Source organism: Halegenticoccus tardaugens (genome assembly GCF_004116405.1).
GTDB classification, from domain to species: domain Archaea; phylum Halobacteriota; class Halobacteria; order Halobacteriales; family Haloferacaceae; genus Halegenticoccus; species Halegenticoccus tardaugens.
Map to the genome: position 1 here is coordinate 233,893 of NZ_SDIC01000001.1, position 23,254 is coordinate 257,146.

General features: G+C 68.2%; 25 protein-coding genes, 1 tRNA gene and 1 pseudogene. 13 read left to right on the plus strand and 14 right to left on the minus strand.

The annotated features are described in order from the left end of the window. The first annotated feature begins 107 nt into the window (after nucleotides 1-107). Nucleotides 108-2,282, plus strand: a complete 2,175-nt coding sequence (locus C3L37_RS01245) for a GH32 C-terminal domain-containing protein (RefSeq protein ID WP_129112804.1) — start codon at nucleotides 108-110, stop codon at nucleotides 2,280-2,282. A 25-nt stretch (nucleotides 2,283-2,307) separates the two neighbouring features. Here C3L37_RS01245 and C3L37_RS01250 read toward each other — a convergent pair whose 3' ends face one another. Further along, the gene (locus tag C3L37_RS01250; RefSeq protein WP_129112805.1) at nucleotides 2,308-3,666 is read right to left on the minus strand and encodes a glycoside hydrolase family 68 protein; all 1,359 of its coding nucleotides are present in this window, start codon (nucleotides 3,664-3,666) and stop codon (nucleotides 2,308-2,310) included. 157 nt (nucleotides 3,667-3,823) lie between these two features. Between C3L37_RS01250 and C3L37_RS01255 the strand changes: the two genes are divergently transcribed. The 4 genes from C3L37_RS01255 (at nucleotide 3,824) to C3L37_RS01270 (ending at nucleotide 7,345) form a co-directional block, all read left to right on the plus strand. Further along, nucleotides 3,824-4,729, plus strand: a complete 906-nt coding sequence (locus C3L37_RS01255) for an acyltransferase (RefSeq protein ID WP_129112806.1) — start codon at nucleotides 3,824-3,826, stop codon at nucleotides 4,727-4,729. A gap of 175 nt (nucleotides 4,730-4,904) precedes the next feature. Continuing rightward, nucleotides 4,905-6,101, plus strand: coding sequence for a PQQ-dependent sugar dehydrogenase (locus C3L37_RS01260; protein ID WP_228546072.1), 1,197 nt, complete (start codon nucleotides 4,905-4,907; stop codon nucleotides 6,099-6,101). A 69-nt stretch (nucleotides 6,102-6,170) separates the two neighbouring features. Continuing rightward, the gene (locus C3L37_RS01265; RefSeq protein ID WP_129112807.1) at nucleotides 6,171-6,536 is read left to right on the plus strand and encodes a zinc ribbon domain-containing protein; all 366 of its coding nucleotides are present in this window, start codon (nucleotides 6,171-6,173) and stop codon (nucleotides 6,534-6,536) included. Nucleotides 6,537-6,610: 74 nt separating this feature from the next. Beyond that, nucleotides 6,611-7,345: an Nmad3 family putative nucleotide modification protein gene (locus tag C3L37_RS01270; RefSeq protein WP_129112808.1), complete on the plus strand. Its 735-nt coding sequence runs from the start codon at nucleotides 6,611-6,613 to the stop codon at nucleotides 7,343-7,345. A gap of 486 nt (nucleotides 7,346-7,831) precedes the next feature. Here C3L37_RS01270 and C3L37_RS01275 read toward each other — a convergent pair. The 4 genes from C3L37_RS01275 to cysK form a co-directional block, all read right to left on the minus strand. Then, nucleotides 7,832-7,902: transfer RNA gene (locus C3L37_RS01275), tRNA-Gly, on the minus strand. An 82-nt stretch (nucleotides 7,903-7,984) separates the two neighbouring features. Next, entirely contained in the window at nucleotides 7,985-9,277 is a 1,293-nt protein-coding gene (locus C3L37_RS01280) for an O-acetylhomoserine aminocarboxypropyltransferase/cysteine synthase family protein (RefSeq protein WP_129112809.1), read from the minus strand. A gap of 129 nt (nucleotides 9,278-9,406) precedes the next feature. Then, complete coding sequence (locus C3L37_RS01285) at nucleotides 9,407-10,048, minus strand: helix-turn-helix domain-containing protein (RefSeq protein ID WP_129112810.1); 642 nt, start codon at nucleotides 10,046-10,048, stop codon at nucleotides 9,407-9,409. A gap of 168 nt (nucleotides 10,049-10,216) precedes the next feature. Continuing rightward, nucleotides 10,217-11,155 carry a cysteine synthase A gene (cysK, locus tag C3L37_RS01290; protein WP_129112811.1) on the minus strand — a complete coding sequence of 313 codons (939 nt, stop codon included), beginning with the start codon at nucleotides 11,153-11,155 and terminating at the stop codon, nucleotides 10,217-10,219. Between the two features lie 139 nt (nucleotides 11,156-11,294). On the opposite strand from cysK, the gene C3L37_RS01295 reads away from it, so the two are divergent. Beyond that, nucleotides 11,295-11,615 (plus strand): DUF7553 family protein, encoded by a 321-nt coding sequence (locus C3L37_RS01295; RefSeq protein ID WP_129112812.1) that lies wholly within the window; start codon nucleotides 11,295-11,297, stop codon nucleotides 11,613-11,615. 21 nt (nucleotides 11,616-11,636) lie between these two features. Here C3L37_RS01295 and C3L37_RS01300 read toward each other — a convergent pair whose 3' ends face one another. From C3L37_RS01300 to C3L37_RS01320, 5 genes are all read right to left on the minus strand, one after another. Then, a complete protein-coding gene (locus C3L37_RS01300) occupies nucleotides 11,637-12,380 on the minus strand; it encodes a beta-ketoacyl-ACP reductase (protein WP_129112813.1) in 744 nt (247 codons plus the stop codon). Nucleotides 12,381-12,619: 239 nt separating this feature from the next. Further along, the gene (gene phaC, locus C3L37_RS01305; RefSeq protein WP_129112814.1) at nucleotides 12,620-14,107 is read right to left on the minus strand and encodes a class III poly(R)-hydroxyalkanoic acid synthase subunit PhaC; all 1,488 of its coding nucleotides are present in this window, start codon (nucleotides 14,105-14,107) and stop codon (nucleotides 12,620-12,622) included. Continuing rightward, complete coding sequence (locus C3L37_RS01310) at nucleotides 14,104-14,655, minus strand: poly(R)-hydroxyalkanoic acid synthase subunit PhaE (protein WP_129112815.1); 552 nt, start codon at nucleotides 14,653-14,655, stop codon at nucleotides 14,104-14,106. Before C3L37_RS01310 ends, phaC begins: the two co-directional genes overlap by 4 nt. A 45-nt stretch (nucleotides 14,656-14,700) precedes the next feature. Beyond that, nucleotides 14,701-15,204, minus strand: a complete 504-nt coding sequence (locus C3L37_RS01315) for a hypothetical protein (RefSeq protein WP_129112816.1) — start codon at nucleotides 15,202-15,204, stop codon at nucleotides 14,701-14,703. Continuing rightward, nucleotides 15,197-15,517, minus strand: a complete 321-nt coding sequence (locus C3L37_RS01320; RefSeq protein ID WP_129112817.1) for an AbrB/MazE/SpoVT family DNA-binding domain-containing protein — start codon at nucleotides 15,515-15,517, stop codon at nucleotides 15,197-15,199. Before C3L37_RS01320 ends, C3L37_RS01315 begins: the two co-directional genes overlap by 8 nt. Before the next feature lie 174 nt (nucleotides 15,518-15,691). Between C3L37_RS01320 and C3L37_RS01325 the strand changes: the two genes are divergently transcribed. From C3L37_RS01325 to C3L37_RS01335, 3 genes are all read left to right on the plus strand, one after another. Continuing rightward, a complete protein-coding gene (locus C3L37_RS01325) occupies nucleotides 15,692-16,327 on the plus strand; it encodes a MaoC family dehydratase (RefSeq protein WP_228546073.1) in 636 nt (211 codons plus the stop codon). A gap of 87 nt (nucleotides 16,328-16,414) precedes the next feature. Further along, complete coding sequence (locus tag C3L37_RS01330; protein ID WP_129112818.1) at nucleotides 16,415-16,864, plus strand: HTH domain-containing protein; 450 nt, start codon at nucleotides 16,415-16,417, stop codon at nucleotides 16,862-16,864. Nucleotides 16,865-17,055: 191 nt separating this feature from the next. After that, nucleotides 17,056-17,316: a helix-turn-helix domain-containing protein gene (locus C3L37_RS01335; protein WP_129112819.1), complete on the plus strand. Its 261-nt coding sequence runs from the start codon at nucleotides 17,056-17,058 to the stop codon at nucleotides 17,314-17,316. 90 nt (nucleotides 17,317-17,406) lie between these two features. On the opposite strand, the gene C3L37_RS24070 is transcribed toward C3L37_RS01335, so the two are convergent. The 3 genes from C3L37_RS24070 to C3L37_RS01345 all read right to left on the minus strand — a co-directional run bounded on the left by C3L37_RS24070 (nucleotide 17,407) and on the right by C3L37_RS01345 (nucleotide 19,351). Next, the gene (locus C3L37_RS24070) at nucleotides 17,407-17,568 is read right to left on the minus strand and encodes a hypothetical protein (RefSeq protein WP_164974630.1); all 162 of its coding nucleotides are present in this window, start codon (nucleotides 17,566-17,568) and stop codon (nucleotides 17,407-17,409) included. 78 nt (nucleotides 17,569-17,646) lie between these two features. Beyond that, nucleotides 17,647-18,810 (minus strand): thiolase family protein, encoded by a 1,164-nt coding sequence (locus C3L37_RS01340; protein ID WP_129112820.1) that lies wholly within the window; start codon nucleotides 18,808-18,810, stop codon nucleotides 17,647-17,649. Between the two features lie 139 nt (nucleotides 18,811-18,949). Next, nucleotides 18,950-19,351: a helix-turn-helix transcriptional regulator gene (locus C3L37_RS01345; RefSeq protein ID WP_129112821.1), complete on the minus strand. Its 402-nt coding sequence runs from the start codon at nucleotides 19,349-19,351 to the stop codon at nucleotides 18,950-18,952. Between the two features lie 268 nt (nucleotides 19,352-19,619). Here C3L37_RS01345 and C3L37_RS01350 point away from each other — a divergent pair, with 268 nt between their 5' ends. After that, a complete protein-coding gene (locus tag C3L37_RS01350; protein WP_129112822.1) occupies nucleotides 19,620-20,048 on the plus strand; it encodes a CopG family ribbon-helix-helix protein in 429 nt (142 codons plus the stop codon). A gap of 133 nt (nucleotides 20,049-20,181) precedes the next feature. Beyond that, a complete protein-coding gene (locus tag C3L37_RS01355; protein ID WP_129112823.1) occupies nucleotides 20,182-20,616 on the plus strand; it encodes a CopG family ribbon-helix-helix protein in 435 nt (144 codons plus the stop codon). 1 nt (nucleotide 20,617) lies between these two features. On the opposite strand, the pseudogene C3L37_RS01360 reads toward C3L37_RS01355, so the two are convergent. After that, nucleotides 20,618-20,770: pseudogene (locus tag C3L37_RS01360) on the minus strand (helix-turn-helix domain-containing protein); the annotation flags it as partial. A 160-nt stretch (nucleotides 20,771-20,930) separates the two neighbouring features. Between C3L37_RS01360 and C3L37_RS01365 the strand changes: the two are divergent. Continuing rightward, entirely contained in the window at nucleotides 20,931-21,575 is a 645-nt protein-coding gene (locus C3L37_RS01365; RefSeq protein ID WP_164974631.1) for a helix-turn-helix domain-containing protein, read from the plus strand. A gap of 120 nt (nucleotides 21,576-21,695) precedes the next feature. Continuing rightward, nucleotides 21,696-23,213, plus strand: coding sequence for an arylsulfotransferase family protein (locus C3L37_RS01370; protein ID WP_129112825.1), 1,518 nt, complete (start codon nucleotides 21,696-21,698; stop codon nucleotides 23,211-23,213). The last annotated feature ends 41 nt before the right edge of the window (nucleotides 23,214-23,254 follow it).

A 23,254-nucleotide genomic window follows, 5' to 3' on the forward strand; every position in this document is an offset into this window, starting at 1 on the left:
CGATCGAGGGGCGTCGTTCGATGGCCGACCGCGCGGAACTCACACCGCGGTGGCCGGCCGGAGCCAACTGACAACGCTTAATCGGAATCCCGCCCGTGTTTCATCCGATGGACTCGCTTTCGCTTCCTCTCCGGATCGCGTGCCTGTACGCGACCGACCGCTCCGTAGAACAGCGAGCGGCACACGAGTGGTGCGCCGACGCGGTCGCCACGGCCGACCGCGTCGCGCTCTCGGACGTGGCCGACGGGACGGTCGACCTCGCCGCCTACGACGCGGCGTGGTGGCACCGCGACGAGCCGCTGGACGACGTGTCGGCGGAGGCGGCGAACTGCGCGGGGGCGCTCTCGGCGTACCTCGAAGACGGCGGCGGACTCCTCCTCTCGCTGCGGGCGCTCTCGGCCGTCGAAGCCCTCGGCGTCGACCCCGTCGCCCCCGACGCGGTCGGCGTGGAGGACCACCCGAACCCGACCGGATTCGCCCCGAAGGCACTCCACGCCGCGCACCCGGCGTTCGAGTCGTTCGGCGACCGCGCCCACACCGACCCCGCGGCGCAGGACCGACCCTACGCTCGCTACGAGGCGCTCGTCCCCGAGCGGGGGCAGGTGCTGGCCTGCGCGCTCTCCGGCGACGACCTCCTCGCCGGGCGGAAGACCCTCGTCTCGTGGCGGACGGGCGAGGGGGCGGTCTTCGGCGTCGGGGCGAACGTCGTCTTCAGCGCCGAGGGCGACGAAACCGCGGCCCGCGACCGGCTCGTCCGGAACCTCCTCGCGACGGCGGGCGGCGACCGTCGGCCGGCGTTCACCGACCGGTACACGGACGGCACCGGCGCGACCGCGCTCCGGGAGGCGCTGGCCGACGACCACCACCGCCCGGCGTACCACCTCGCCGCGCCCGCGAACTGGCTGAACGATCCGAACGGACTCATCCACCACGACGGCCGCTATCACCTCTTCTACCAGTACAACCCGGCGGGACCGTTCCACGGCAGCATCCACTGGGGACACGCGACGAGCGAGGACCTCCTCCACTGGACGGACCGTCCGGTCGCGCTCGCCCCGTCGCCGGACGGCCCCGACAGGGACGGCTGCTGGTCCGGCTGCGCCGTCGTCGACGGGGACGGCACGCCCACGCTCCTGTACACGGGCGGACGCGGCCGCGTGCAACTTCCCTGTCTCGCCACCGCGAGCGACGACGGCCTCGACGCGTGGGTGAAGGACGGGGACAATCCGATCATCGAGGCCGCGCCGGACGACGTCGCGGTCCTCGAAACCGACGACTGGTCGGCGGAGTTTCGCGACCACTGCGTCTGGCGCGAAGGGGACGCGTGGTACCAGCTCATCGGGGCCGGGTTGCAGGACGGCGGGGGCGTGGTGCTCCTCTATCGCGGCGAGACCCTCCGCGAGTGGGAGTACGTCGGCCCGCTGCTCGTCGACGAGGACGACCGACCCGAGACGGTCTGGGAGTGCCCCGAACTGCTCGACTTCGGCGACGCGCAGGTGCTCCACGTCTCGAACTACGAGGAGACGCGCTACTTCGTCGGCGGGGCCGATCTCCGATCCCCGGGCTTTTCGGTCGAGCGCGCGGGCGTCCTCGACTACGGCGACTTCTACGCGCCCCAGTCGCTCCGCGCGCCCGACGGCCGCTCCCTCACGTGGGGGTGGGTGAAGGAGGCTCGCGGCGTCGACGCGCAGTGGCGCGCCGGCTGGTCCGGGGCCATGTCGCTCCCGCGCGAGCTCGACGTCGCGGGCGGCGAACTCAGACAGCGGCCGGCCGCCGAACTCGCCGCCCTCCGCGACCGGCGCGTCGACCTCGCCGCCTCGCTACACCTCGCCGCCGACGAGCGGCGGACGCTCGACCTGTCCGGCAACGCCTACGAGGTGGTCGCGGAGATCGACCTCGAACCGGGCGCGACGTTCGAACTCGGATTGTTCGAGTCGCCCGCGCTGTCGGAGCGAACCGCCGTCCGCTACGACGGCGACGCGGTCGTCGTGGACCGCTCGCGGTCCAGCCACGATCCGGCGGGCGCGGCGCACGAACAGCGGCTGCCGGTCGCCGACCTCGTCGGTTCGGACGGGACGCTCTCGCTGCACGCCTTCGTCGACGGCTCGATCCTCGAACTGTTCGCGAACGAGCGGCGGTGTCTCACGAGCCGGGTCTACCCGACGCGGGCGGACGCGGACGGCGTCTCGCTCTCGGCACGCGGCGGAGACGTCGCGTTGCGCTCGTTCGACGCGTGGGAGCTGGAGGCGACGTTCCCCGCCGGTCGGTCGCGGACGGAGTAATCCCTCTTAGAGTGGGGCTGCGGCGTCAACCGTCCGTCTCCGCCACGTCGAGGAGGCCGTCGCCGGCGTCGGCTTCGGGCGGCGTCAGGTACTCCCTGACGGGCACGTCCTCGCCGGGTTCCCACCACGGCTCGGGCAGTTCCTCGTCCGGGAGCGGCAGGTGGCCGTGATCGAGGGTGCCGACGACGCGCGTCCGGCGGCCGTCGAGCCGGAGGCGGACGGTGGGGGCGAGCGTCCCGCCGAAGCGCCGGAGCTGCTCGGACTCGGGGAGGTGCGCCACGTCGTCGAGGCTCGGGCGGTCGAAGTCGAAGTAGTTGAAGAAGGCGGTGACGAGCGCCTCGTCGCCGTGGTCGTCCGCGAGCCACGAGTACGCCTGAAACGGCGCGTTCCACGGGTTCGTCAGGACGAGACCCGAGCCGTTCAGCGGCTCGTAGTCGCCGCGGAGCGAGTCGGCGGCGAAGCCGTACAGTGCGTCGTAGCCGTCGAGCCCCGGCGCGAACGTGTGGTCGTGGCTGGAGACGAAGAGGTAGTAGGTGCCGTCGCGGACGATCAGGTGCGGCCGTTCGAGCTCCTGGTTGACGCAGACGGCGTCGAGGAGCGGCGGGCGGAGCTCGAAGGCCGCGGGGTCGCCCGTCGGCGACTCGGCGATGCCGACGCTGCCGTTGAACTCCCGCTGGGCCGCGTCGCCGCCGCAGGCCGCGGAGTCCTCCGGGACGGGCGTGTTCGCCTCGAAGAGCAGGTAGGTCCGGCCGTCGTCCTCGAAGAACCACGGGTCCCGGAAGGTGTAGGTCATCCCGCGCGACTGCGCCTCCGTCTCGTAGCGCTCGCCGTCGGGTTCGAGGAGCACCGAGTGCTCCCACGGCCCGACGATCCGGAGGCCGTCGCCGTCGGTCTCGACCGACCCGCCCCGGCCGAGCGCGATGCGCTGGGTGTAGGTCAGCTCCGCCTCACCGCGCCGGCCGGAGGCGGTGTAGTAGGCGAACACCTCGCCGTCGTCGTAGAGCGCGGAGCCCGCCCACTGGCGGGAGCCGAGCGGCTCGCTCCCCTCGAAGACGGGGCCGCCCGTCGTCCACTCGCGGCCGTCGCGCGAGTAGAAGTACCGGATCGTGGCGACGTCGTGGCGCTTGCCCGGAAGGAGCGCCGAGGACGAGCTGAGCGCGAAGATCACGCGGTACCCGTCGATCTCCGCGACGCTCCCGTCGCGGCGGCGGAGGAACCACGTGTCCCAGACGTGGAGGTCGGGGTCGAGCGGCGCGTCCGGCGGGTAGATGATCGGCGCGACGTTCTCGTCGCTCCGTTCGATGCCGGCCGCGTGCGCCCGGGTCCACGCCGGGGTGTCGTGGACGTCACGATCGAGCAGCAAGTCGTCGGATTCGAGATTCATGCGTAACGGTGACGGTTCGGTGCTCAAAGCTCTCACCGTTTGGGTCCGACCCGACCGATCGCCGGACGCGGCTCCGCAACCGAGACACCGCGTCGAGGTTTGACATCCCCTGCACACACCCGAATCCATTTGAAGGCTCCCGGCCAAGGGGTGGCTAATGACGAAGCGCTATGTGTCCCTCCCGGAGGACGCCGCCGCGGGGGTCGAGGACTTCATCGAGGACGTGGACCGACGACTCTCCTCGGACGAAGACACCTGCAAGGTCGTCCGCGACGTGCTCGTCGACCTCTACGGCGACCGCGAGGCGTGGGAAGCGTGGCGGCGCGGCGACCCGGTGTCGCCGGCCGAGCGGGTGCGGCTGCAGGGGTACGACCCGTGCAACTCGACGCTCGAAAGCGAGTACTACGCCGAAAAGGACGAGGAGAAGTTCCGCCGGTCCAAGCACCTCCAGTGGCTCTGGCGGCAGTTCGACGCGACGCCGATGGCGGACAACGTCGACTTCGCGCTCCGGTTCCGGCAGATGCTCGCGAACCACCTCTTCGAGGAGGCCGGCGACGGCCTCCGCATCTTCAAGGGCGTCTCCTTCTCCTACGGCCACAACATCACCGTCGGCGACAACACGGTCATCCACGACGACGTCCACCTCGACGACCGCGGCAAGCTCACCATCGGAGACCGGGTCTCCATCTCCGACAACGTCCACATCTACAGCCACGACCACGACATCGTCGATCAGACCGAGGTTCGAAACTACGAGACCATCGTCGACGACGACGCGCGGATCACCTACGACTCGATGATCCGAGCCGGCTGCCGGATCGGCGAGAACGCCATCGTCGGGGCCCGGGCGGTCGTCCAAGGCGACGTGCCGGCCCACCACATCGCGGTCGGCATGCCCGCCCGGAGCGTCAAGGTGAAGCCCGGGTGGGAGTCGGTTGCCGAACCCGTCGAAGACGCGAACCCGAACCGACAGGAGGAGCGGCGGATCGAGTACGACCTCCCGGACGACCTCGACGTCTTCGACGAGTTCGAGCGCGACCTCCGCCCGCCGGGCGCGGAGTGAGTGCCAGGTCGACCGAACCCAGACTTCGCGACGGCGCGTGCGTTCCTCCGGCGCACCCGCCGACGGAACGCGTCGGGATCGATCCGTTCCGGATCCGGGACTGTCCGCCCCCGGAACTATTTCAATTCTTTCATTTCTGCAACTGTTTTTAACCCTTCGGTTCCTTGCCGTTGGCATGTCACACGATCGGACGCGTTCCGACGGGTCGACGGAGAACCGGTTGCGCCGGCGACGCTATCTGGCCGGGGTCGGCGTCGGACTCGGTCTCGGCGGCGCCGGCTGCCTCGGCGCACCCGACGATTCGTCGCCCGGCGGAGGCGACGACGGGTCGGGGAGCGACGGAGCGCCCGAGGACGACGGGGGACCGCCCGTTCGCATCGAAACCGTCGCCTCCGGGCTCGAAGTCCCGTGGGGGATGGCGTACCGCGGCGGGGACCTCTACCTCACGGAGCGACCCGGCCGGGTCGTCCGCGTCCGCGACGGGGGAGGCGATGACGGGGGTAGCGGCGACGAGGGCGGCGACCGAACCGAGCTCGTCCGCGACGACTTCCCCGATCTCGAACCGACCGGCGAGGGCGGACTGCTCGGCCTTGCGTTCCACCCGGACGAGCCGACGGCGTACACCTACGGGACCTACGACGGCGGGGGAGGCCTGGAGAACCGCGTCGTCCGCCACGACCTCGAAGACGGGTGGGCCGGGGAGCCGATCCTGGGAGGGATCCCGGCGTCGAGCATCCACGACGGCGGTCGGCTGGCGATCTGCGACGGCGCGCTGTTCGTCACGACGGGCGACGCGAGCGAGGCGGAACTGGCCCAGGACCGCGACTCGCTCGCGGGGAAGGTGCTTCGGCTCACGCTCGACGGCGAACCCCACCCGGACAACCCGTTCGGCACCGCCGTGTTCACCTACGGCCACCGCAACCCACAGGGGCTGGCGTTCCGCGAGGGGACCCTCTACAGCACGGAGCACGGGCCGGACACCGACGACGAGATCAACGTCCTCGAAGCCGGTCGAAACTACGGCTGGCCGGACGCGACGGGCCCAAGCGGCGACGACGAGTACGCCGATCCCATCGCGTCGTACACCCCGACCATCGCGCCCGGCGGTGCGGCGTTCTACGACGGACCCGTCGAGGCGTGGCGCGGCGACTTCTTCTTCGGGACGCTCGCGGGCGAGCACCTCCGCCGCGTCCGGATCCGACGGGACGACGGGGTGACCGTCGACGAACCGCTGTTCGAGGGCGAGTTCGGCCGCCTCCGCACCACCGCCGTCGACCCCGACGGGCACCTCCTGGTCGCGACGAGTAACCGCGACGGCCGCGGCAGTCCGCGCGACGGCGACGACAGGGTGCTCAGATTCCTGCCGCGGTGATCCCGCCGGACGTATCATACATCTATACGATCGAAGCAACGAAGTCCCGTGCCATCCTATAGCAAAGTGATGGACATCTGGGGGTGGATCGTGGTCTACGCGGTGGGTCTCGCGGTGCTCCAGTTGCTCGTCTACCGGTACCTCTGGAACCGCGACGAGCCGTTCGCGGAGCGCGGACGGCCGACCTCCGAGCGCGAGGCGTCGGACCGCGAACCCCTCGACGACCGGGGCAGGCACGAGCGGGCCCGTCGCGAACGGATTCGCCGCGAGCAGGCGGATCCGCTGGGCAGGGCGATGTGGCGCGCGCCGCTGGAATCGCCCCCGAACGCGGGCGACGAGCCGGCGGCCGTTCGCCGCTGTCCGCACTGCGGCGAGGAGAACGAGCCGGACCCGGCCTTCACCTTCTGTCGGAACTGCGCGCAGCGCCTCGGATAGCGCCGACCGCTCCGTGGTGACCGGCGAGGAACTCCGCCGCGAACGTTTTCCGTCGGGCGGCGTACCTCCGGGTCATGCCCCGGAGCATCGCGATCAACGTCGCCGCCAACACGAACCTCCCCGGCTTTCGCGGGCCGATCCACGCCGACGGGCGCTTCGAGTACGTCCCGATCCCGGAGCGGAAGGCGACGCGCGACCGGGTGCCGACGTACGCCGACCTCGATCTCGACTTCGAGGTCCCCGCGTCGGTCGCCGACACCCCGGTTCACCTGGACCCGGAGTTCGCCACGTACCCGGGCTGTGAGAACTACACCTACGGCGACGAACACGGCGTCAAGGCCGGCCCCCTGTCGTCGCTGGAGCCGGGCGACTCCCTCCTGTTTTACGCGACGCTCGGCTACGCCGGCGATCCGGACGACCGGGCGGCGTGGATCGCGCCGGACTGGGGCGCGTACCTCGTCGGCGAGTTCCGCGTCGAGGTCGCCATGACGGGGGCGGAGTACGACCGCCTCCCCGCCGACCGACGGGCGCGGTTTTCGAACAACGCCCACGTGAAGCGCGACCCGTTCGACGCGAAGGTGCTCGTCGCCGGCGACGACGACTCGCGGCTGTACGACCGAGCGGTACCCCTGAGTTCGAGCGACTCGGGCGCGACGGCGAACCGGCTGGTGACGGAGCTTTCGAACGACTCCGGGAAGGGACCCTGGTGGCGGCGTCGTCTCTGGTTCGACGAGGAGGCGACGGCCGAACTCCGGCGGATCGTCGACGGCGACGGGCGATCCTCGCGGTTCGACGTCGAACGCGAGTGATCGGACGGAGCGGAAGCGCCGCCCGCGATCCGGTGAAGATGGGATCGCGGACCGTCGCGGGACGATCCGACGCGAAGGAAGCTCCCCCGCGGGTGTGCCCGAAATCGCGAGGGGTGAGGAGTGATGACGCGCGATCCGAGTCGCGCGAGAGACCGCGTGAATTCCGCATCCGCCCTTCGGGTGCCTCTGACCGCACTCTACGAGAGATTCGGGATTGACATGAACGTACGGCCTAACCTCTTTGGACGGCCGAGCGCGCGAGCGATCGCCGTCCGTTTTCGCGGGAACGGGCGGGCGAACCTGCGTGACGTCGAACCGAAGGAGACGAACGACTCGGTTCGTCGCTCACCGTCGCTCGCGACAGAAATGCGCCGTCCGGGAATTGAACCGAAACCAGATGGTCGTCCTCGCTCCGCTCGGACGCTGCGACTGGTAGGATTCAATTCCCCTTTCGATTTCGTCGCTCACCGTCGTTCGCGACAGAAATGCGCCGTCCGGGAATTGAACCCGGGCTATTGGCTTGGGAAGCCAATGTCCTACCACTGGACCAACGGCGCTGGGTGTTCGGATCGCATCACACCGTAGATGGCCATTCGTCTTGAAGATGGCGATCCGAAGAACCCGACGGCCGCGTCGCCCTCAGGAGCGGATCGCGGTCTCGATCGCACGATCGAGATCGGAGACGATGTCGTCGACGTCCTCCAGGCCGACGGAGAGCCGGACGAGATCGGGCGTCACGCCGCTCGCCCGGCGTTCGTCCTCGGTGAGCTGCCCGTGGGTGGTGCTGGCCGGGTGGATGGCGAGCGTCTTCGCGTCGCCGACGTTGGCGAGCAGGCTCGCGAGCGACGTCTCCTCGGTGACGCGCCGCCCCGCGTCGTAGCCGCCTTCCAGGCCGAACGCGACCATGCCGCCGTAGCCGCCGTCGAGGTAGCGCCGGGCGTTCGCGTGCGTGTCGTGGCTCGCGAGTCCGGGGTAGTTCACCCACGCGACGCCGTCGCGCTCGGCGAGGAATTCGGCGACGGCCAGCGCGTTCTCCGAGTGACGGTCCATCCGAAGCGGGAGCGTTTCCAGCTTCTGGAGCGTGACCCACGCGTCGAACGGCGACTGCTGGTTGCCGAGGTCGCGGAAGCCGCGGGCCCGCGCCGCATACGCGAACGCGGCCTCGCCGAAGCGCTCGCGGAAGGTCACCCCGTGGTACGCCGGGTTGGGTTCGGTGAGCTCCGGGTAGTCGCCGTCCTCCCACGGGAACGTTCCGCCGTCGACGAGCACGCCCCCGATCGTCGACCCGCTCCCGTGGAGCCACTTCGTCGTGGAGTGCCAGACGACGTCGGCTCCGTGGTCGATCGGCGTACAGAACGCCGGCGTCGCGAACGTGTTGTCGACCACGAGGGGGACGTCGCGTCCGTGCGCGGCGTCGGCGATCCGCTCGACGTCGGGGGTGTCCAGCGCCGGGTTGCCGATCGTTTCCACGAGCACGAACGCGGTGTCCCCGTCGATCGCCTCGCCGTACGCCCCGTAATCGAGGGTTTCGACGAACCGCGCCTCGATCCCCCGGCGCGACGCCGTGTGGGTCAGGTAGGTGCGCGTGCCGCCGTACAGCGACGACGCGGCCACGACGTTGTCGCCCGCCTCGGCGAGCACGAACGTCGCGAGATCCAGCGCGGCCATGCCGCTCGCGGTCGCCACCGCGGCCACGCCGCCTTCGAGCGCCGCAACCCGCTCTTCGAGGGCCGCGTTCGTCGGGTTCGTCAGCCGGCTGTAGACGTTCCCCGCCTCTTCGAGCGCGAACAACGAGGCCGCGTGGTCCGCGTCGTCGAACACGTACGAGGCCGTCTGGTGGATCGGCGGTGCCCGGGCGTTGGTCGTCGGGTCGGGTTCCTGCCCCGCGTGGAGGCTCCGGGTGTGGATCCCCCGGTCATGCTTTTCGGTCATTCACACGCCATTTTTTATGCAGTGTGTGCATTAAACGGCGACCACGATATGCCGGGTGTTGATGTCCTCCGCGACGGGGCTGCATCCGACGGGAGTCAGTAGTCGACGGGAGTCGCTACTCGGCGGGAGTCACGACGTCGAGATCGCGTCGAGGATCTTGCGCTGGGCGGCCGCGAGGTGTTCGCTGAACGTCGACGGCGAGATCCCGAGTTCGTCCGCGACGTCGCCGGCGTTCGTTCCCTTCGGGTGGTCGAAGTATCCCAGTTCGTAGGCGGTGCGCAGGACTTCGCGCTGACGGGCGGTCAGCCTGCCCCGATCGACCAACACGAGGTCGGTCCCCGCGCACCCGTCCGAGCGGGTGAGTTTCCGGAGACGGACGTTCGAGAATCGCTCCCGCAGCGCGGTCACGATCTCTCGGACCGTTTCGAGGTCCGGCGCGTGAAACGACGCGTGGAGCGCCCCGTCTACGGCGTGAATCTCCGAGACGGGATATCCGAACGATTCGATGCGCTCGCACACGCAGCGTCGGTCCCGAGAGCGCCTGAATCGATAGACGGTGCGTACGTCGTACGCGCCGACCTCGTCGATCTCCTCGGGCGTGGGCGGCGCGGTTCCCTCGACGGTGAACTCCTCCGCGACTCGGCCGGACGAGTCCGGTATCGAGGCCCGCGACACCGAGGTGATCGGCGTCTCCGCGTCCGCCGAAACGGCGGCCACCGGGCAGTCCCCGGGCGTCCCCACGACGACCTCGACTCGGAGTCCGGACGCCATACGAGGAGAGTTCGGTTGCCGACCGGGATGTACCCTTCCCCGAACATCTTAGCCGCTCCCGGAATCCCGCGAACTGTCGCGGCGACCGTCGCGGCCCCGTCGAACGCGCGCTCTCCCGGGCAGGGCGGACGGATCGCCGGCGCCGAGCGGATCCGCCCGAACTCTCGTTCACTCCGCGCTGGTCCGCAGAGCGCGCGCGTACAGGTCCGTGGAGAGGTAGCGCTCCCCCGTGTCGGGGAGGACGACCACGACGAGTTTTTCGGCGTTTGCCGGGCGCGACGCGACCTCGACCGACGCGTGCAGCGCGGCCCCGGACGAGATCCCCGCGAGGATCCCCTCCTCCGACGCGAGCCGTCTCGCCGCCCGCTCGGCGTCCGCTTTTCGCACTCGAACCACGTCGTCGATCAACTCCCGCCGCAACACGTCCGGGACGAATCCCGCGCCGATCCCCTGAATGGCGTGGCTCCCCGGCTCCCCGCCCGAGAGCACGGGGGACCCCTCCGGTTCGACGGCGACCGACTCGAATCCCTCCTTCTCCCGTTCCTCTTTGATGTGCTCCGAGACCCCCGTTATCGTCCCGCCCGTGCCGACCCCGGCGACGAGGATGTCGACCTCGCCGTCCGTGTCGCGCCAGATCTCCGGTCCGGTCGTCGTTCGGTGTATCCGCGGGTTCGCGAGGTTCGCGAACTGCTGCGGGATGAACGCGTTCTCGCGCTCGTCCGCGAGTTCCTTCGCCCGCCGGATCGCGCCGCCCATCCCGTCTTCGCCGGGCGTCAACACCACCTCGGCTCCGAACGCGGCGAGCAGCTGACGCCGCTCCCCGCTCATCGAGTCCGGCATCGTGAGGATCAACTCGTATCCCCTCGCCGCCGCCGTGAAGGCGAGGCCGATCCCCGTGTTTCCGCTCGTCGGTTCGACGATCACGGTCCCCTCGTCGACGAGCCCCTCCTCCTCGGCCCGGCGAATCATCGCCGCGCCGATCCGATCCTTGACCGAGTGCGCCGGGTTGAACGACTCGAGTTTGCCGACGATGTTCTCGCCGAAGGAATCGAGGCGCACGAGGGGCGTATCACCCAGCAGGTCCGTGACGTCGTCCGCGATGTTCATCGCATGAGTCGTGGAAAGCGACGCCCTTCATCGGCGTCCCACGGTATCGCGGGCGTTCAAAACGGGGCGGAACGCACGGGATCAAAACCCACGAAATACGGGTCTCGATTACTCGTCGGACGCGCCCGCACGTCCGACCGTGACCCGATCCCACCTCAGGGCGGCGAACCGGGCGCTCCTTCGGGCGATCCGGACGCCGCCGGACACCGGCGTCGAATCGGAGATCGATCGGATCGCAGACTCCCTGTGGACGCTCGCGCGGGCGGACCGCCGCCCCGACCCCGATCGGCTGCGTCGGCTCCGGCGGCGGCTGGCGGATCTCGAATCGAGGGTCGCCCCGGAGCGGGCGGCGTGCGTCCGTCGGGCCCGCGCGCACCTCCGGGCTTATCGGCGGACGACCGCCGCGCCGTTCGATTCGGGCGCGGATCGTCGACTCGCCGAAGCCGGGGCGCGGATCTGACGGGCGGGTCGGAGCGGCGGTCTACCACTCCATGCCGCCGTTGACGCCGAGCACCTGCCCGGTCATGTACCCGGAGTCGTGGCTCGCGAGAAAGCGGACGATGCCGGCGACGTCGTCGATCTCGGCGAACCGTTCGAGCGGGATGCGCGAGAGGATCTTCTGCTGGACGCGTTCGGGGACCTTGTCGAGCATGTCCGTCTGGACGAACCCGGGGGCGACGCAGTTCGCCGTCGTGTCGTACCGCGCGAGTTCCAGCGCGATCGTCCGCGTGAAGCCGAACAGGCCGCTCTTCGTGGTCGCGTAGTTGGCCTGCCCGTAGTTCCCCTGCTGGCCGACGACGCTCGAGATGTTGATCAGCCGGCCGTGATCGGCCTCCTTCAGGTCGTCGAAGAACGCCTTCGTGCAGTTGAAGACGCCGCCGAGGTTCACCTCCATCACGAGGTCCCAGTCCTCGCGCGTCATCTCCGAGAACTTCTTGTCGACGGTGATGCCGGCGTTGTTCACGAGCACGTTCGTCGTCCCGAACGCCTCCGAGATCGTCTCGCGCATCGCCTCGACCTCGTCGCGGTCGGTCACGTCGGCTTGCACGGCGATCGCCGTTCCCCCCTCGGCCTCGATCCGCTCGACGACGTCGTACGCGTCGCCCTCCGAGGATCGGTAGTTCACGGCGACGTTCGCCCCGCTCCGCCCGAGTTCTTCGGCGATTCCTCGCCCGATACCTCTCGACGAGCCGGTTACGATGCAGGTGCGGTCTTGTAGAGTCATGGTGGGATCACAGGATCGGAGCGCGTCACGCCCGACCGTCGCCTCGGGGCGGTACCCTCGACTCGGTTCCGAAGCGCAGAGCGTGGACGGCGTCCGCGCGACCTTCGAAGGTCGCACACCGCCCGCTCCGTCTCCTTACTGTGTGTCCAACCAATCCCCAGATAAAAGTTGTCCAGCCTCCACTCGCTGAATTAATTTTGTGTGAACGTACGAATCTATCGAATAAATGGTCGACCGGCTCACCGGTCCGGGGTCATCTCGCGCGCTTCCTCGATCCACTGCTCGACGCGACTCTCGGAGACGCCGATCTCGTCGGCTACGTCCCCGGCGTCGGCCTCGGCGAGCGCCGCGACGTCGTCTACGCCGCCGGCGCGGAGCCGCTCCGCGTACGCCGGACCGATGCCGTCGATGTTCTGGAGAACCGCCGACGGGGCGGTTCCCGTCCCCGCGCCCGCGTCCTCGCCCTCGGCCGTGATCGCCGTTCCCTCGGTCGCCTTCTGATCCTCGGAGAGGTCGGTCTCCGTCTGGTCGCCGCTCGCGGCGTCCGACTCGGTCCCCTCGGCCGCCTGTTCCCGCTCCTCGACGGTCGGCTCCCCGGGAGTCACTTCCTCGGTCGCGTCTTCGGGACGATCCGCCGACTCCGCCGACTCCGACCGCTCCTCGTACCACGCCGCCACTTTCGGCCAGAGCTCGGCGTGCGACTTCGCGGAGACGGAGAGTCCGATGTGCCCCGTCGGGAACTCGAAGGTCGTCGCGTCGTCGCTTGCGACGACCTCGTTGAACGGCTTGCTCGCCTCCGGCGGGATGAGGTGGTCGTACTCGCCGACGATCTGGAGGATCGGCATGTCGATCTCGCCGAGGTCGACGCGCTCGCCGTTCAGGGACAGCTCGTTCTCCATCAGCTTGTTCCCCTGGTAGATGTCGCGCAGGAACTGCTCGTAGGTCTCCCCCGCGACGTCGATCCCCTCGGAGAGCCACCGCTCCATCCTCGCGAAGTTCTCCACGAACTCGTCGTCCTCGAGGTTGTCGTACAGGCGGACGTACTTGGTGACGTAGTTGGCCACCGGGTCCATCAGCGCGAACCCGACGTCGAGGAACCCGGCCGGGACGTTGCCGAACGTATCCCTGACCTGCTCGGGCGAGTAGTGCTCGTCTTCGCCCCAGAGTTCGAGGATGCCGCCCGTCCCCGCAAAGCACAGTCCGGCCGCCATCAGCCCGAGGTTCCTGACCTTCTCGGGGTGAAGCGCGGCGTACATCGCGCTCATGGTTCCGCCCATGCAGTACCCGAGGAGGTTGATCGACTCCTGGTCGGACCGCTCGCGAACCACGTCGACGCAGTTGTCGACGTACCGGTTCACGTAGTCGTCGAGCGTGAGGTGGACGTCGAGCGTCGAGGGTTCGCCCCAGTCGATCAGGTACACGTCGAATCCGCTCTCCAGCAGTCGGCGAACCACGCTTCGATCGGGCTGGAGGTCGAGGATGTACGGCCGGTTGATGAGCGCGTAGACGACGAGGATCGGTACGTCGTGTTGCTCTTCCGTCAGCGATTCGTAGTGCAGCAATCGGAGCTTGTTCTCCTCGTAGACGACCTCGCTCGGCGTCTGACCGACCTCGATTTCGGCCATCTGCTCGGCCCGCTCTTCGAACACCTCCGTCCGCTCCGTGAACTCGGTCACGGCGTCCAGCCACTCCCGTTGAAAACGCACGGTCGCCGCGAACGGATTCATTCTTCCACCGCCTCGAGGATCCTGTCGAGCTTCTCCTCGACGGCGTGCTGTCGCCGTTCGAGTTCGACGAGTCGCTTTCCCACCTCCTCGATGTCGCCCTCTGTCGCGAAGCCGTAGGCGTGCAGGGTCGTTTCCGTCACCTCGTCGAGACCCTCCTTCGCGCCGAGCGCGTTGTCGACCGTCTGGCCCGTCGCGAGCGCGAACGCCGTCGTGCCCATCATCTCTTTGAACGCCTCGTTGGACGCGTTGAGCCAGATGTCGCGGAAGTCTTCGAGTTCCACGTCCTCGCCCTCCATCGCGTCGCTCAACCGTTCGGCCTGCTCTTCGGCCGCGCGCATCCACACCTGGTACGCCCGAACGTACCCCTCGGTTCCGTCCTTCATCGTCTCGTCCATCGGCGTGTCGTCGAGGGCCGCGAGCCACGTGTCGAGGAACCGGCTCTGTGCGTCCACGTTCCGCTCGAACGCGTCGACGAAGGCTCGGCTCATCGGCTTCGAGAAATCGGTCCACATCTCGGGGATCTCCCCCGGTGAGTCGTTTCTTTCCATTGGTCTAGTTGTATGTTGGGAAAAACAAAAAGGATTGCTCGGCGCCTATTCGGACTCGGTCGCCTGCGCCATCTGCTGGGTCCCCTCTCTGACCTGCTGTTCGGCCTCGTCGATCGAGTCCATGGCAACGTTCACCGAGTCGTCGACCATCGACATGGACTGTTCGACCATCCGATTGTACGCGTCGGAGTTGTCGTCGATGTTCTGCCGGATCACCTGCCAGGTCTGCTCGTTGATCTGGTTGACGGCGTCGAACTGGTCGTCGACGGCCTGTTCGAGGCTGTCGAACGCTTCCTCCGACTCCTCGCCGGGAACGCCGGCCTTGAACAGGTCGATGTAGGCCTTCCAGATGCTGCGCGTGGCGTCGACGCTCGTCTGCTGGACCGAACGCCCCGACTCCATCGCGTCCTGAAGCGCCTCCGGCAGCTGCTTTTGCGCGTTCGCGCTCTGGTGGAGCCACTGCTGGCCCTGCTTCATCGACTGGCGCTGCATCTCGAACATGGCGGTCATCGGGTTGGACATCTGGGTCTGGTTGGAACTTTCACTCATTGTGATCACCGGGGGATCGCTTTATCGGGATGACGAACGTCTGGACGATGTCGCCCTCGTCGAGGTCTAACGCCTCCCGCTCCGCGTCGGGAATGCTGATCCGACCGCCGCTTTGGACGCGCGTCTTGAACATCGCCATTCCCATACCCATCGACACGAGGTCTGCGGGGCTGCCCGTCCCCGATCCGGCGTTCGCCGACAGCATCTGGTTGACCCACCGCATCTGTTGATCGGTAAACTCCTCGCCCGCCTTCTGCATCTGCTTCGCGAAGAACGCCGGCGACCACGGCATATCGTTCAGTCCGTCCGTCATCTCATCCGTACCTGGGATCTCCACGCACAAGTATTTTCCCCTTAGAACCACTCAGTACCAGTAGATGGTAATGACTGTCGACGAGTGGTGGGAAGCGAGCCGACCGAAGGGAAACCGCGTATCGAAATAGCTAATAACCCATGATACCCACTACCAAACTATCCGACTTTACAAATGAGTAGTCAAGAAACGAAAGGAGACGCCGCTACCCTCGGGTACGGTTTCACCGACGCGTGGATTCGAGCGACCGGCCACATGATCAACAGCGCGGTCGAGGCCCAGCGGGCGGCGCTGGCCGCCTACGGGATCGACCGGGATTCGGCGAGCCTCACGGGCGGGACCGACTCCGTCTCGTACTCGAAAGACGACTGGTCCGATCGGCGGACGGACGACTCGCCGGACGAGATCGGCGTCGGCACCACCGTCTCCTTCAGCAAGACGCTCTCGGAGGACGACGTCGCCGTGTTCGCCGACGCGAGCGGCGACACGAACCGCCTCCACCTCGACGAAGCGTTCGCCGAGGAGTCCCGATTCGGCGACAGGATCGTTCACGGGACGCTCGTCTCCGGGCTGATCAGCGCCGCGCTGGCCCGGCTTCCGGGTCTCACGATCTACCTCTCGCAGGACGTCGAGTTCCTGCGCCCCGTCTACCCCGATCAGCGGCTGACGGCGACCGTCGAGGTGATAGAGGACATGGGTAACAGCCGGTACCTGCTATCGACTGACGTGTACGACGAAGAGGACCGCCAGATCATCGAGGGCGAAGCCATCGTCCTCATCGACTCGCTTCCCAGTCCCGACGCGGAGTGACCGGCGAACCTGACGATCTCCCCTCCGGACGTATCACTCGTCCCTTGCTAACTGTTTACACCCTTCGGGCCGACTGCCGATACGGACATGAGCGACAGCGAGCAACCACGGCCCTCGGTCACGCTGTTCGTCCGGACGAAGCCCGCCTGCGGCGTCGAGGGCTACAAGCGCCGGGTTCTGGAGCGGCTGACGGCGCTCCGCCGGGAGGGAAAACTCGCGGACTACGACGTCGAGCTGTGGGAGAAGGCGATCCCGTGCGAGGGCCCGATCGAAGAGTGCGACGCTCTCGACTCCGTCCACAGACGCATCGAGCGGTTCGAACGCTGGGCCGAACGGCACGACGCCTCGATCGACGGCGCGTTCCGCCGCCGGGAGATCCATTCGGCCATCACGGACGAGACGTACTCCGTCCTCTCCCTTCCCACGCTCTGTCTCGCGGCCTACGAGGACGACGAACTCCGCGCCGTCTACCCTCACGTCGACGGCGACGAAACCTACTCCGTGTTGGACTTTCTCGAAGCGCTCGGAAACGGATGACGACGGCGTTGCCGAAACCGTGTGATGGATGTCGATATTATGTCCTTTAACGGATTGCATTCTGTTTTAGCCAAGCACTATATGTGTGTGCGTGGTGCCACTAGCTGACCGACGGTCGGACGGCACCCGACCGGCGACGCGTCCTTCGGCGAAGTCGGACGGCGAGTCGTAACGCGGATTCGAACCCACCCATGAGCCAACACACGACCAACTACGACGCGGTTTCGAACGGCATCGAATCGACACCGGAGCCTCTCGCGGTCCCCGCGGAACTCGACTCGGCGGGCACGAAGCTCGTGTACCTCTACCTGCGGACCGCAGAGGAGGTGACGGTCGACGAACTCCGCGAGTCGCTCGGCATGAAGACCATCACCCTGTATCCGATTCTCTCGACCCTCGACCGGAAGGGGTTCGTCCAGCAGCGCGGCGACACCTACCGCTGTTCTTCCTGATCGGCGTCGATTCGGTCCGTCGCCGTCTCCCGTCGCGGTCCCTCGACGCCACCGCGCGGTCCCCATCGGGACGAAAAAATCGAAGGCCGATCAGATTTCCACCGCGCCGACCCACGCGTCCTCGCCGTGTCTCGGGCACCAGTGCACGTGCGCCTCGGCGCAGCGGTGGTCCATCGTCCACCCGCAGTTGCAGTAGTGCTGCACCTCCCTCGTCGCCATCGTCCGTCGGCAGAGCTTGCATCTCACGGCCATGTCAGAGGGTAGCACTCGGACGGAAATAAACGGCTTTCACGTCCGGACGGGACAGTCCCGCGGGTTGTCTCGACCCGATCAGCGGGCGAACAGGGCGGCGATCCCGCCGCCGCCGCCGATGCTCATGCCGACGACGCCGTACCTCGCGCCCTCCTCGCGCATCGCGTGCGCCAGCGTCGTCGCGAGCATCCCGCCGCTCGCCCCGATCGGGTGGCCGAACGCGATCGCGCCGCCCAGCGGGTTCAGCCGCTCGCGGGGGATCCCGAGCTCCGCGGCGACGTACACCATCTGGGCGGCGAACGCCTCGTTCAGCTCGAAGACGTCGACGTCGTCCGCGTCGAGGTCGTTCGCGCGGAGCAGCTTCTCGACGGCGTCGCCGACGGACATCCCGAACCACTTCGGATCGCGGTAGGCGACGGCGTAGTCGACGACCCGGGCGAGCGGGTCGAGGCCGGCGTCGCGGGCGGCGTCGGCGTCGCCGAGCAGCACGGCGCTCGCGCCGTCGCCGAGATCCGAGGCGTTCCCGGCGGTGATCGTCCCGTCGCGGCGGAACGCGGGCCGGAGGTTCGCGAGCCGGTCGAGGCTCGTGTCCGCCCGCGGCCCCTCGTCCCGCCGCACCTCCTCGCCGTCGACGGTCACCGGGACGATCTCGTCGTCGAACGCGCCGCCCTCGACGGCCGCGACGGCGCGCTCGTGGCTTTCGAGCGCGTACTCGTCCTGTTCCTGCCGGGAGATATCGAACCGCTCCGCGAGGTCCTCCGTCAGTTCGCCCATGTGGGCGTCGGAGGCGACGTCCCACAGCGCGTCGTAGATCATCGAGTCGACGAGCGTCAGGTCCCCGTGACGGTGGCCGCGGCGGACGCCGGAGAGGACGAAGGGCGCGTTCGACATCGACTCCGTGCCCCCCGCGACGACGAACTCGGCCCGGTCGGCCGCGATTCGGTCCGCCCCGAGCGCGACGGCGCGCAGCCCCGACCCGGACGCCTCGTTCACCGTCGTCGCCGGTACCTCCTCCGGGAGCCCGGCGTCGACGGCGACCTGTCGGGCGGGGACCTGCCCGATTCCGGCCGAGATCGCGTTGCCGAGGGCGACCCAGTCGAGCCGCGTCGCGTCGAGCGACGTTCGGTCGAAAAGGCCCGCGAGCGCCGTCGCGCCGAGTTCGACGGCGGATCTGTCGGCGAGCGAGCCGAGAAACGAGCCGTGCGCGGTTCGAGCGGCGTCGATGAGCGCGATCTCCGTCATGAACTGTCGGGAAGCACGCGCGCGGCGGCCAAGTAACCGCGGAGCGTTCCGATCGCGCGAGCGTTCGGATCACGCAACAGTCCGGCCGCGGAGCGTTCCGATCGCGGCGATCAGAAACGGTCTCCGCCGGCCGCCGGCCTCAGCGTCGTCGGTTCGCCCGCTCGTACGCCTCCGGCTCGGCTTCGGGCAAGTACACGACGTTCTCGCGTCCGAGTCGGTATCTCACGACCGCGCCGTCGCGTTCGAGTTCGGAGAGGGTCCGGCTCACCATCGACGGCGACAGCCGCGTCGCCTCGACGAGCGTCTTCTGGTGGATTTGCCCGCCGTTCCGTTCGACGTGGGCGAGGAGACACTCCGCCGGCGTCGCCCCCTCTTCGAGCATGAGTTCGGCCCGCGAACGCGGCCGCTCGTCGGCCGGGGGGCTTCGGAGCCCGTCCGCTTCGCGCGCCGACTCGACGGACCCCGATTCGCGCTCGGATTCGCCCCCGCGGCGGCCGAACCGGGCGGCGACGCGCCTCAACAAGCGATCGATGGCGCTCATCGTCCCGACCCCTCGACTCCCGCTCCGCCCCGTTTCGATGCGATCGGCATCTGACGTACTGTAGCTCCCGAGGGATCCGAATCACGGAATTGCTTGCTCGCGCAAGCCGGTTTTATACCCGACCTCGGAATCCGCTTCCGTCGGCGGGTTCGCGACGAACGGCCGAGGCGGCGGCGCGTCTGAAACGCCGGCCGCGCGACGCCCCGCGAGGCGTCCGCGGGCCCGACGAATAACAGAGTTTAATACTCGAACGGCCGTTAGTTAATACATGACCGTCGTAAGCGTCTCGATGCCGGAGGAGCTTCTTTCCCGAATCGACGCCTTCGCCGACGAACACGGCTACACCGGTCGGAGCGAGGTGATCCGCGAGGCGTCCCGCAACCTCCTCGGGGAGTTCGAGGACAAGCGGCTCGAAGACCGCGAACTCATGGCCGTCGTGACGGTCGTGTTCGACTACGAGACGACGAGCGTCGAAGAGCGGATGATGCACCTGCGACACGAGTACGAGGGGCTCGTCGCCTCGAACTTCCACAGCCACGTCGGCAACCACTACTGCATGGAACTTTTCGTCCTCGAGGGGCGGCTCGAAGACATCTCCACGTTCGTCGGAAAGATCCGCGCGACGAGAGACACCCTCAGCGTCGATTACTCGGTGATGCCGGTGGACAGCTTCGACGGGTTCGGGGAGATCGAGTAGACGGCGCGACCGGGTCGGCGCACGCGGCGCCGCGGATCGACGGCGAACCCCGCTCGCGATCCCGCGGTCGGTCGCTCCGCGTTTTCGTTTCGAAACGAGCCATTCTTATTATCTCATATCCGTATTTTAATACATGGTCGTTGTGAGCGTCTCGATGGACGATGCCCTGCTCGATCGGGTCGACGAGTTCGCGGACGAGCACGGCTATACCGGTCGAAGCGAGGTGATCCGCGAGGCGGCGCGGGCGCTCCTCGGCGAGTTCGACGACCGTCGTCTCGACGGGCGGGAGCTGACGGGAACCGTGACGGCGCTTTTCGAGTACGACAGTCCCGCGGTCGAGCGGCGGATGATGGACCTCCGCCGCGAGTACGAATCGCTCGTCGTGTCGAACGCCCACCACTGCGTCGGCGACGAGCGCGGGTGCGTCGAGACGTTCGTCGTCGAGGGCGACCTGTCGCAGATCTCCGCGTTCGTCGGCGCGCTTCGGTCGACGGCGGAGACGATGACCGTCGACTACGCGCTGAATCCGATCGACGGGATCGTCGACCCGCTCGCGTCGGAGCGCTGAGTCACCCCTCGTCGGAGCCGATCCAGACGGCGTTGCGGACGAGGTCCCCGTGGGCGCGCTGGAGGCGCTCCGACAGCGCCTGCTGGGAGATGTCGAACTCGCGCGCGAGCGCTCCGGTGGAGGTGCGACTCGGGATCTCGTAGTAGCCGCGTTCGAGCGCCGCCTTCCCGTCTCGTACTGGTTCTCGGTGAGGCCGAACTTCGCGCGACGGCGATCGTCGGCGAGACCGCGTCCGTCCTCCCGCCGGCTAGTTATATATGCCCTGGCATAACAAGTACACTGAACTACCTCCTCGTGTCGGCTTACTCTCCGCCGTGACGACTGCCGTCGAACTTAGCTTTCCTCCTGAGGCGTTTGTTCTCTCGGAAACGGTCGCAGAACACCCCGACGCCGAGTTGGACGTCGAGCGGGCCATCGCGAACCGCGCCGTGCTCGTGCCGTTCATCTGGGCGTCGAACGTCGATTTCGACGCCTTCGACCGATCGCTGGCCGCGGATTCGACCGTCACCGTCGGGGACTCGGTCGCGGTGACGGGAGACCGTCGCCTGTACCGGATGGAGAGCCTCCAGTGGGGCGAGATCATCCGGTATCTCGTCTCGGAGAAGGAGGCGACTGTACAGCGGGCGCGACTGCGGGACGGTCGCTGGCGGCTGCGGGCGTTCTTCTCCGATCGACAGAACGTCTCCGGGTTACTCAAGTTCTGCCGGAGGCGGGGGCTGGACCTCGACGTGGAACGGGTGTACCCGCTCGAAGAGCTGAACCTCCACCGCGCCGGATTCGACCTCTCGGAAGCCCAGCACGAAGCGGTCAGTCTGGCGCTGTCGTCCGGCTACTACGACATTCCTCGAACGACGACGGCGGCCGAGTTGGCGGCCGAACTCGGCATCTCTTCGCAGGCGCTGTCCGAACGGCTTCGGCGCGCCCACCGGACGTTCGCCGAAGCCACCGTCCTCCGGTAGGGCGATCGGACCGACGCGGATTTCGCGGCCGGAGCGCGCCTCTCGGCCGGCGAGCCGCCGCGAGCGGACCGCATTTCGCTGTCGGAATAGCTATAAGCGGGCACACTCTCCACTGTGATAATGTTCTCGCCGTCGAAGAGACGTCTCCGAATCGCCTTCGTCGCCCTCCTGCTGCTCTCTCTCGCGGCCGTCGGGTACGGGTTCGCGAAGTCGTCGACAGACACGACGCTCGAACAGCACCTCGACGGGGAAGGCGGCGTCGACGAGGGGGCGCAGATCGCCTCCGAATCGGACGGCGTCACCGTCGTCGCGACCGACTCGAACTCCTGGCGGGGCGAGCGCAGCGAGGGGCCGCGCGCGCTCGCGGAACTCGTCGCGTTCGAACCCGACGGGACGGTCCTCTACTACGACGACTCGCACACGCGGTACTGGGACGTCGACCCCGTACCGGGGACGCAGAGCACCGTCGAGTACTCGTACGCCGACCACCTCGACGGAAACGAGTGCCCGGCCGCCGACGAGTGGAACCACAGCGAGTACGGCGTCGACCGGGAGACGTGGGACACCTACTACGAGGAGCACGGAAAGATCGACGCCTGCACGTACAACGGCGTCGAGCGCGCGAACCTCTCCACCGGCGAGACCGAGGAGGTCTGGGGCCACCCGACGCCCGGTAAGGAGGCGACCCGGTACCACGACGTCGACCGCATCAACGACACCCACATCGTCGTCGCCGACATCTACCTCGACGGCATCCTCGTCGCCAACACCGAGACCGACGAGATCGCGTGGCGGTGGAACGCGTCCGACGACATCCCCACCGACGGCGCCGGCGGGCCGTACCCCAAGGACTGGTCGCACATCAACGACGTGGAGGTGCTGGAGGACGACCGCATCATGGTGAGCGGCCGCAACTTCGACCGCGCGCTCTTCGTCACGCCGCCGGATCGGGCCGGCGGCGAGGCGACGGCGAACGTCTCCGCGGACGACGTGAGCGAGACGACGAACGAAACGGCGTCGAACGAAACCCCGCCGAGCGCCGAGCTGGACGAGGAGTGGACGCTGGGCGAGGAGGACGACTACGAGATACTCTACGAGCAGCACAACCCCGACTTCATCAACGAGAGCAACGGCGGGCCGGCTGTCGTCGTCGCGGACAGCGAGAACAACCGCGTCCTCGAGTACCAGCGCGTCGACGGCGAGTGGGAGCAGACGTGGGTGTGGCGCGACGCGCGGATGCAGTGGCCGCGCGACGCCGACCGCCTGCCGAACGGCCACACGCTCATCACGGACTCGAACGGCAACCGCGTCTTCGAGGTCGACGAGGAGGGCGAGACCGTCTGGAGCGCCAACGTCGCGTTCCCCTACGAGTCCGAGCGTCTGGGCACCGGCGACGAGAGCGCCGGCGGCCCGAGCGCAGAGTCCGCAGACATCGCCTCCCGCGAAGGCTCCGCCGGGGACTGGTTCTGGATCACGCTCAAGAAGGTCCTGCCGGGCAAGTACGTGAACGGGCTGATGTACGTCACGCCGGTCTGGATGGGGCTGGCCGAGGTGCTGGCGCTCGCGCTCGGCCTCGTCGTCGCGCTCGCGTGGGGCGCGACGGAACTCCGGTGGTACCTCGGGAACCGTCGGTCGTGATCGGCGGACGACCCTGACGAATCGTTCGACTTCGACGTTCT

Excerpts from the sequence above, each read along its gene's own strand:
- C3L37_RS01245 (WP_129112804.1), top strand. The coding sequence starts at position 108 with ATGGACTCGCTTTCGCTTCCTCTCCGGATCGCGTGCCTGTACGCGACC.
- C3L37_RS01250 (WP_129112805.1), bottom strand. The coding sequence starts at position 3,666 with ATGAATCTCGAATCCGACGACTTGCTGCTCGATCGTGACGTCCACGAC.
- C3L37_RS01255 (WP_129112806.1), top strand. The coding sequence starts at position 3,824 with ATGACGAAGCGCTATGTGTCCCTCCCGGAGGACGCCGCCGCGGGGGTC.
- C3L37_RS01260 (WP_228546072.1), top strand. The coding sequence starts at position 4,905 with ATGTCACACGATCGGACGCGTTCCGACGGGTCGACGGAGAACCGGTTG.
- C3L37_RS01265 (WP_129112807.1), top strand. The coding sequence starts at position 6,171 with ATGGACATCTGGGGGTGGATCGTGGTCTACGCGGTGGGTCTCGCGGTG.
- C3L37_RS01270 (WP_129112808.1), top strand. The coding sequence starts at position 6,611 with ATGCCCCGGAGCATCGCGATCAACGTCGCCGCCAACACGAACCTCCCC.
- C3L37_RS01280 (WP_129112809.1), bottom strand. The coding sequence starts at position 9,277 with ATGACCGAAAAGCATGACCGGGGGATCCACACCCGGAGCCTCCACGCG.
- C3L37_RS01285 (WP_129112810.1), bottom strand. The coding sequence starts at position 10,048 with ATGGCGTCCGGACTCCGAGTCGAGGTCGTCGTGGGGACGCCCGGGGAC.
- cysK (WP_129112811.1), bottom strand. The coding sequence starts at position 11,155 with ATGAACATCGCGGACGACGTCACGGACCTGCTGGGTGATACGCCCCTC.
- C3L37_RS01300 (WP_129112813.1), bottom strand. The coding sequence starts at position 12,380 with ATGACTCTACAAGACCGCACCTGCATCGTAACCGGCTCGTCGAGAGGT.
- phaC (WP_129112814.1), bottom strand. The coding sequence starts at position 14,107 with ATGAATCCGTTCGCGGCGACCGTGCGTTTTCAACGGGAGTGGCTGGAC.
- C3L37_RS01310 (WP_129112815.1), bottom strand. The coding sequence starts at position 14,655 with ATGGAAAGAAACGACTCACCGGGGGAGATCCCCGAGATGTGGACCGAT.
- C3L37_RS01315 (WP_129112816.1), bottom strand. The coding sequence starts at position 15,204 with ATGAGTGAAAGTTCCAACCAGACCCAGATGTCCAACCCGATGACCGCC.
- C3L37_RS01320 (WP_129112817.1), bottom strand. The coding sequence starts at position 15,517 with ATGACGGACGGACTGAACGATATGCCGTGGTCGCCGGCGTTCTTCGCG.
- C3L37_RS01325 (WP_228546073.1), top strand. The coding sequence starts at position 15,692 with ATGAGTAGTCAAGAAACGAAAGGAGACGCCGCTACCCTCGGGTACGGT.
- C3L37_RS01330 (WP_129112818.1), top strand. The coding sequence starts at position 16,415 with ATGAGCGACAGCGAGCAACCACGGCCCTCGGTCACGCTGTTCGTCCGG.
- C3L37_RS01335 (WP_129112819.1), top strand. The coding sequence starts at position 17,056 with ATGAGCCAACACACGACCAACTACGACGCGGTTTCGAACGGCATCGAA.
- C3L37_RS24070 (WP_164974630.1), bottom strand. The coding sequence starts at position 17,568 with ATGGCCGTGAGATGCAAGCTCTGCCGACGGACGATGGCGACGAGGGAG.
- C3L37_RS01340 (WP_129112820.1), bottom strand. The coding sequence starts at position 18,810 with ATGACGGAGATCGCGCTCATCGACGCCGCTCGAACCGCGCACGGCTCG.
- C3L37_RS01345 (WP_129112821.1), bottom strand. The coding sequence starts at position 19,351 with ATGAGCGCCATCGATCGCTTGTTGAGGCGCGTCGCCGCCCGGTTCGGC.
- C3L37_RS01350 (WP_129112822.1), top strand. The coding sequence starts at position 19,620 with ATGACCGTCGTAAGCGTCTCGATGCCGGAGGAGCTTCTTTCCCGAATC.
- C3L37_RS01355 (WP_129112823.1), top strand. The coding sequence starts at position 20,182 with ATGGTCGTTGTGAGCGTCTCGATGGACGATGCCCTGCTCGATCGGGTC.
- C3L37_RS01370 (WP_129112825.1), top strand. The coding sequence starts at position 21,696 with ATGTTCTCGCCGTCGAAGAGACGTCTCCGAATCGCCTTCGTCGCCCTC.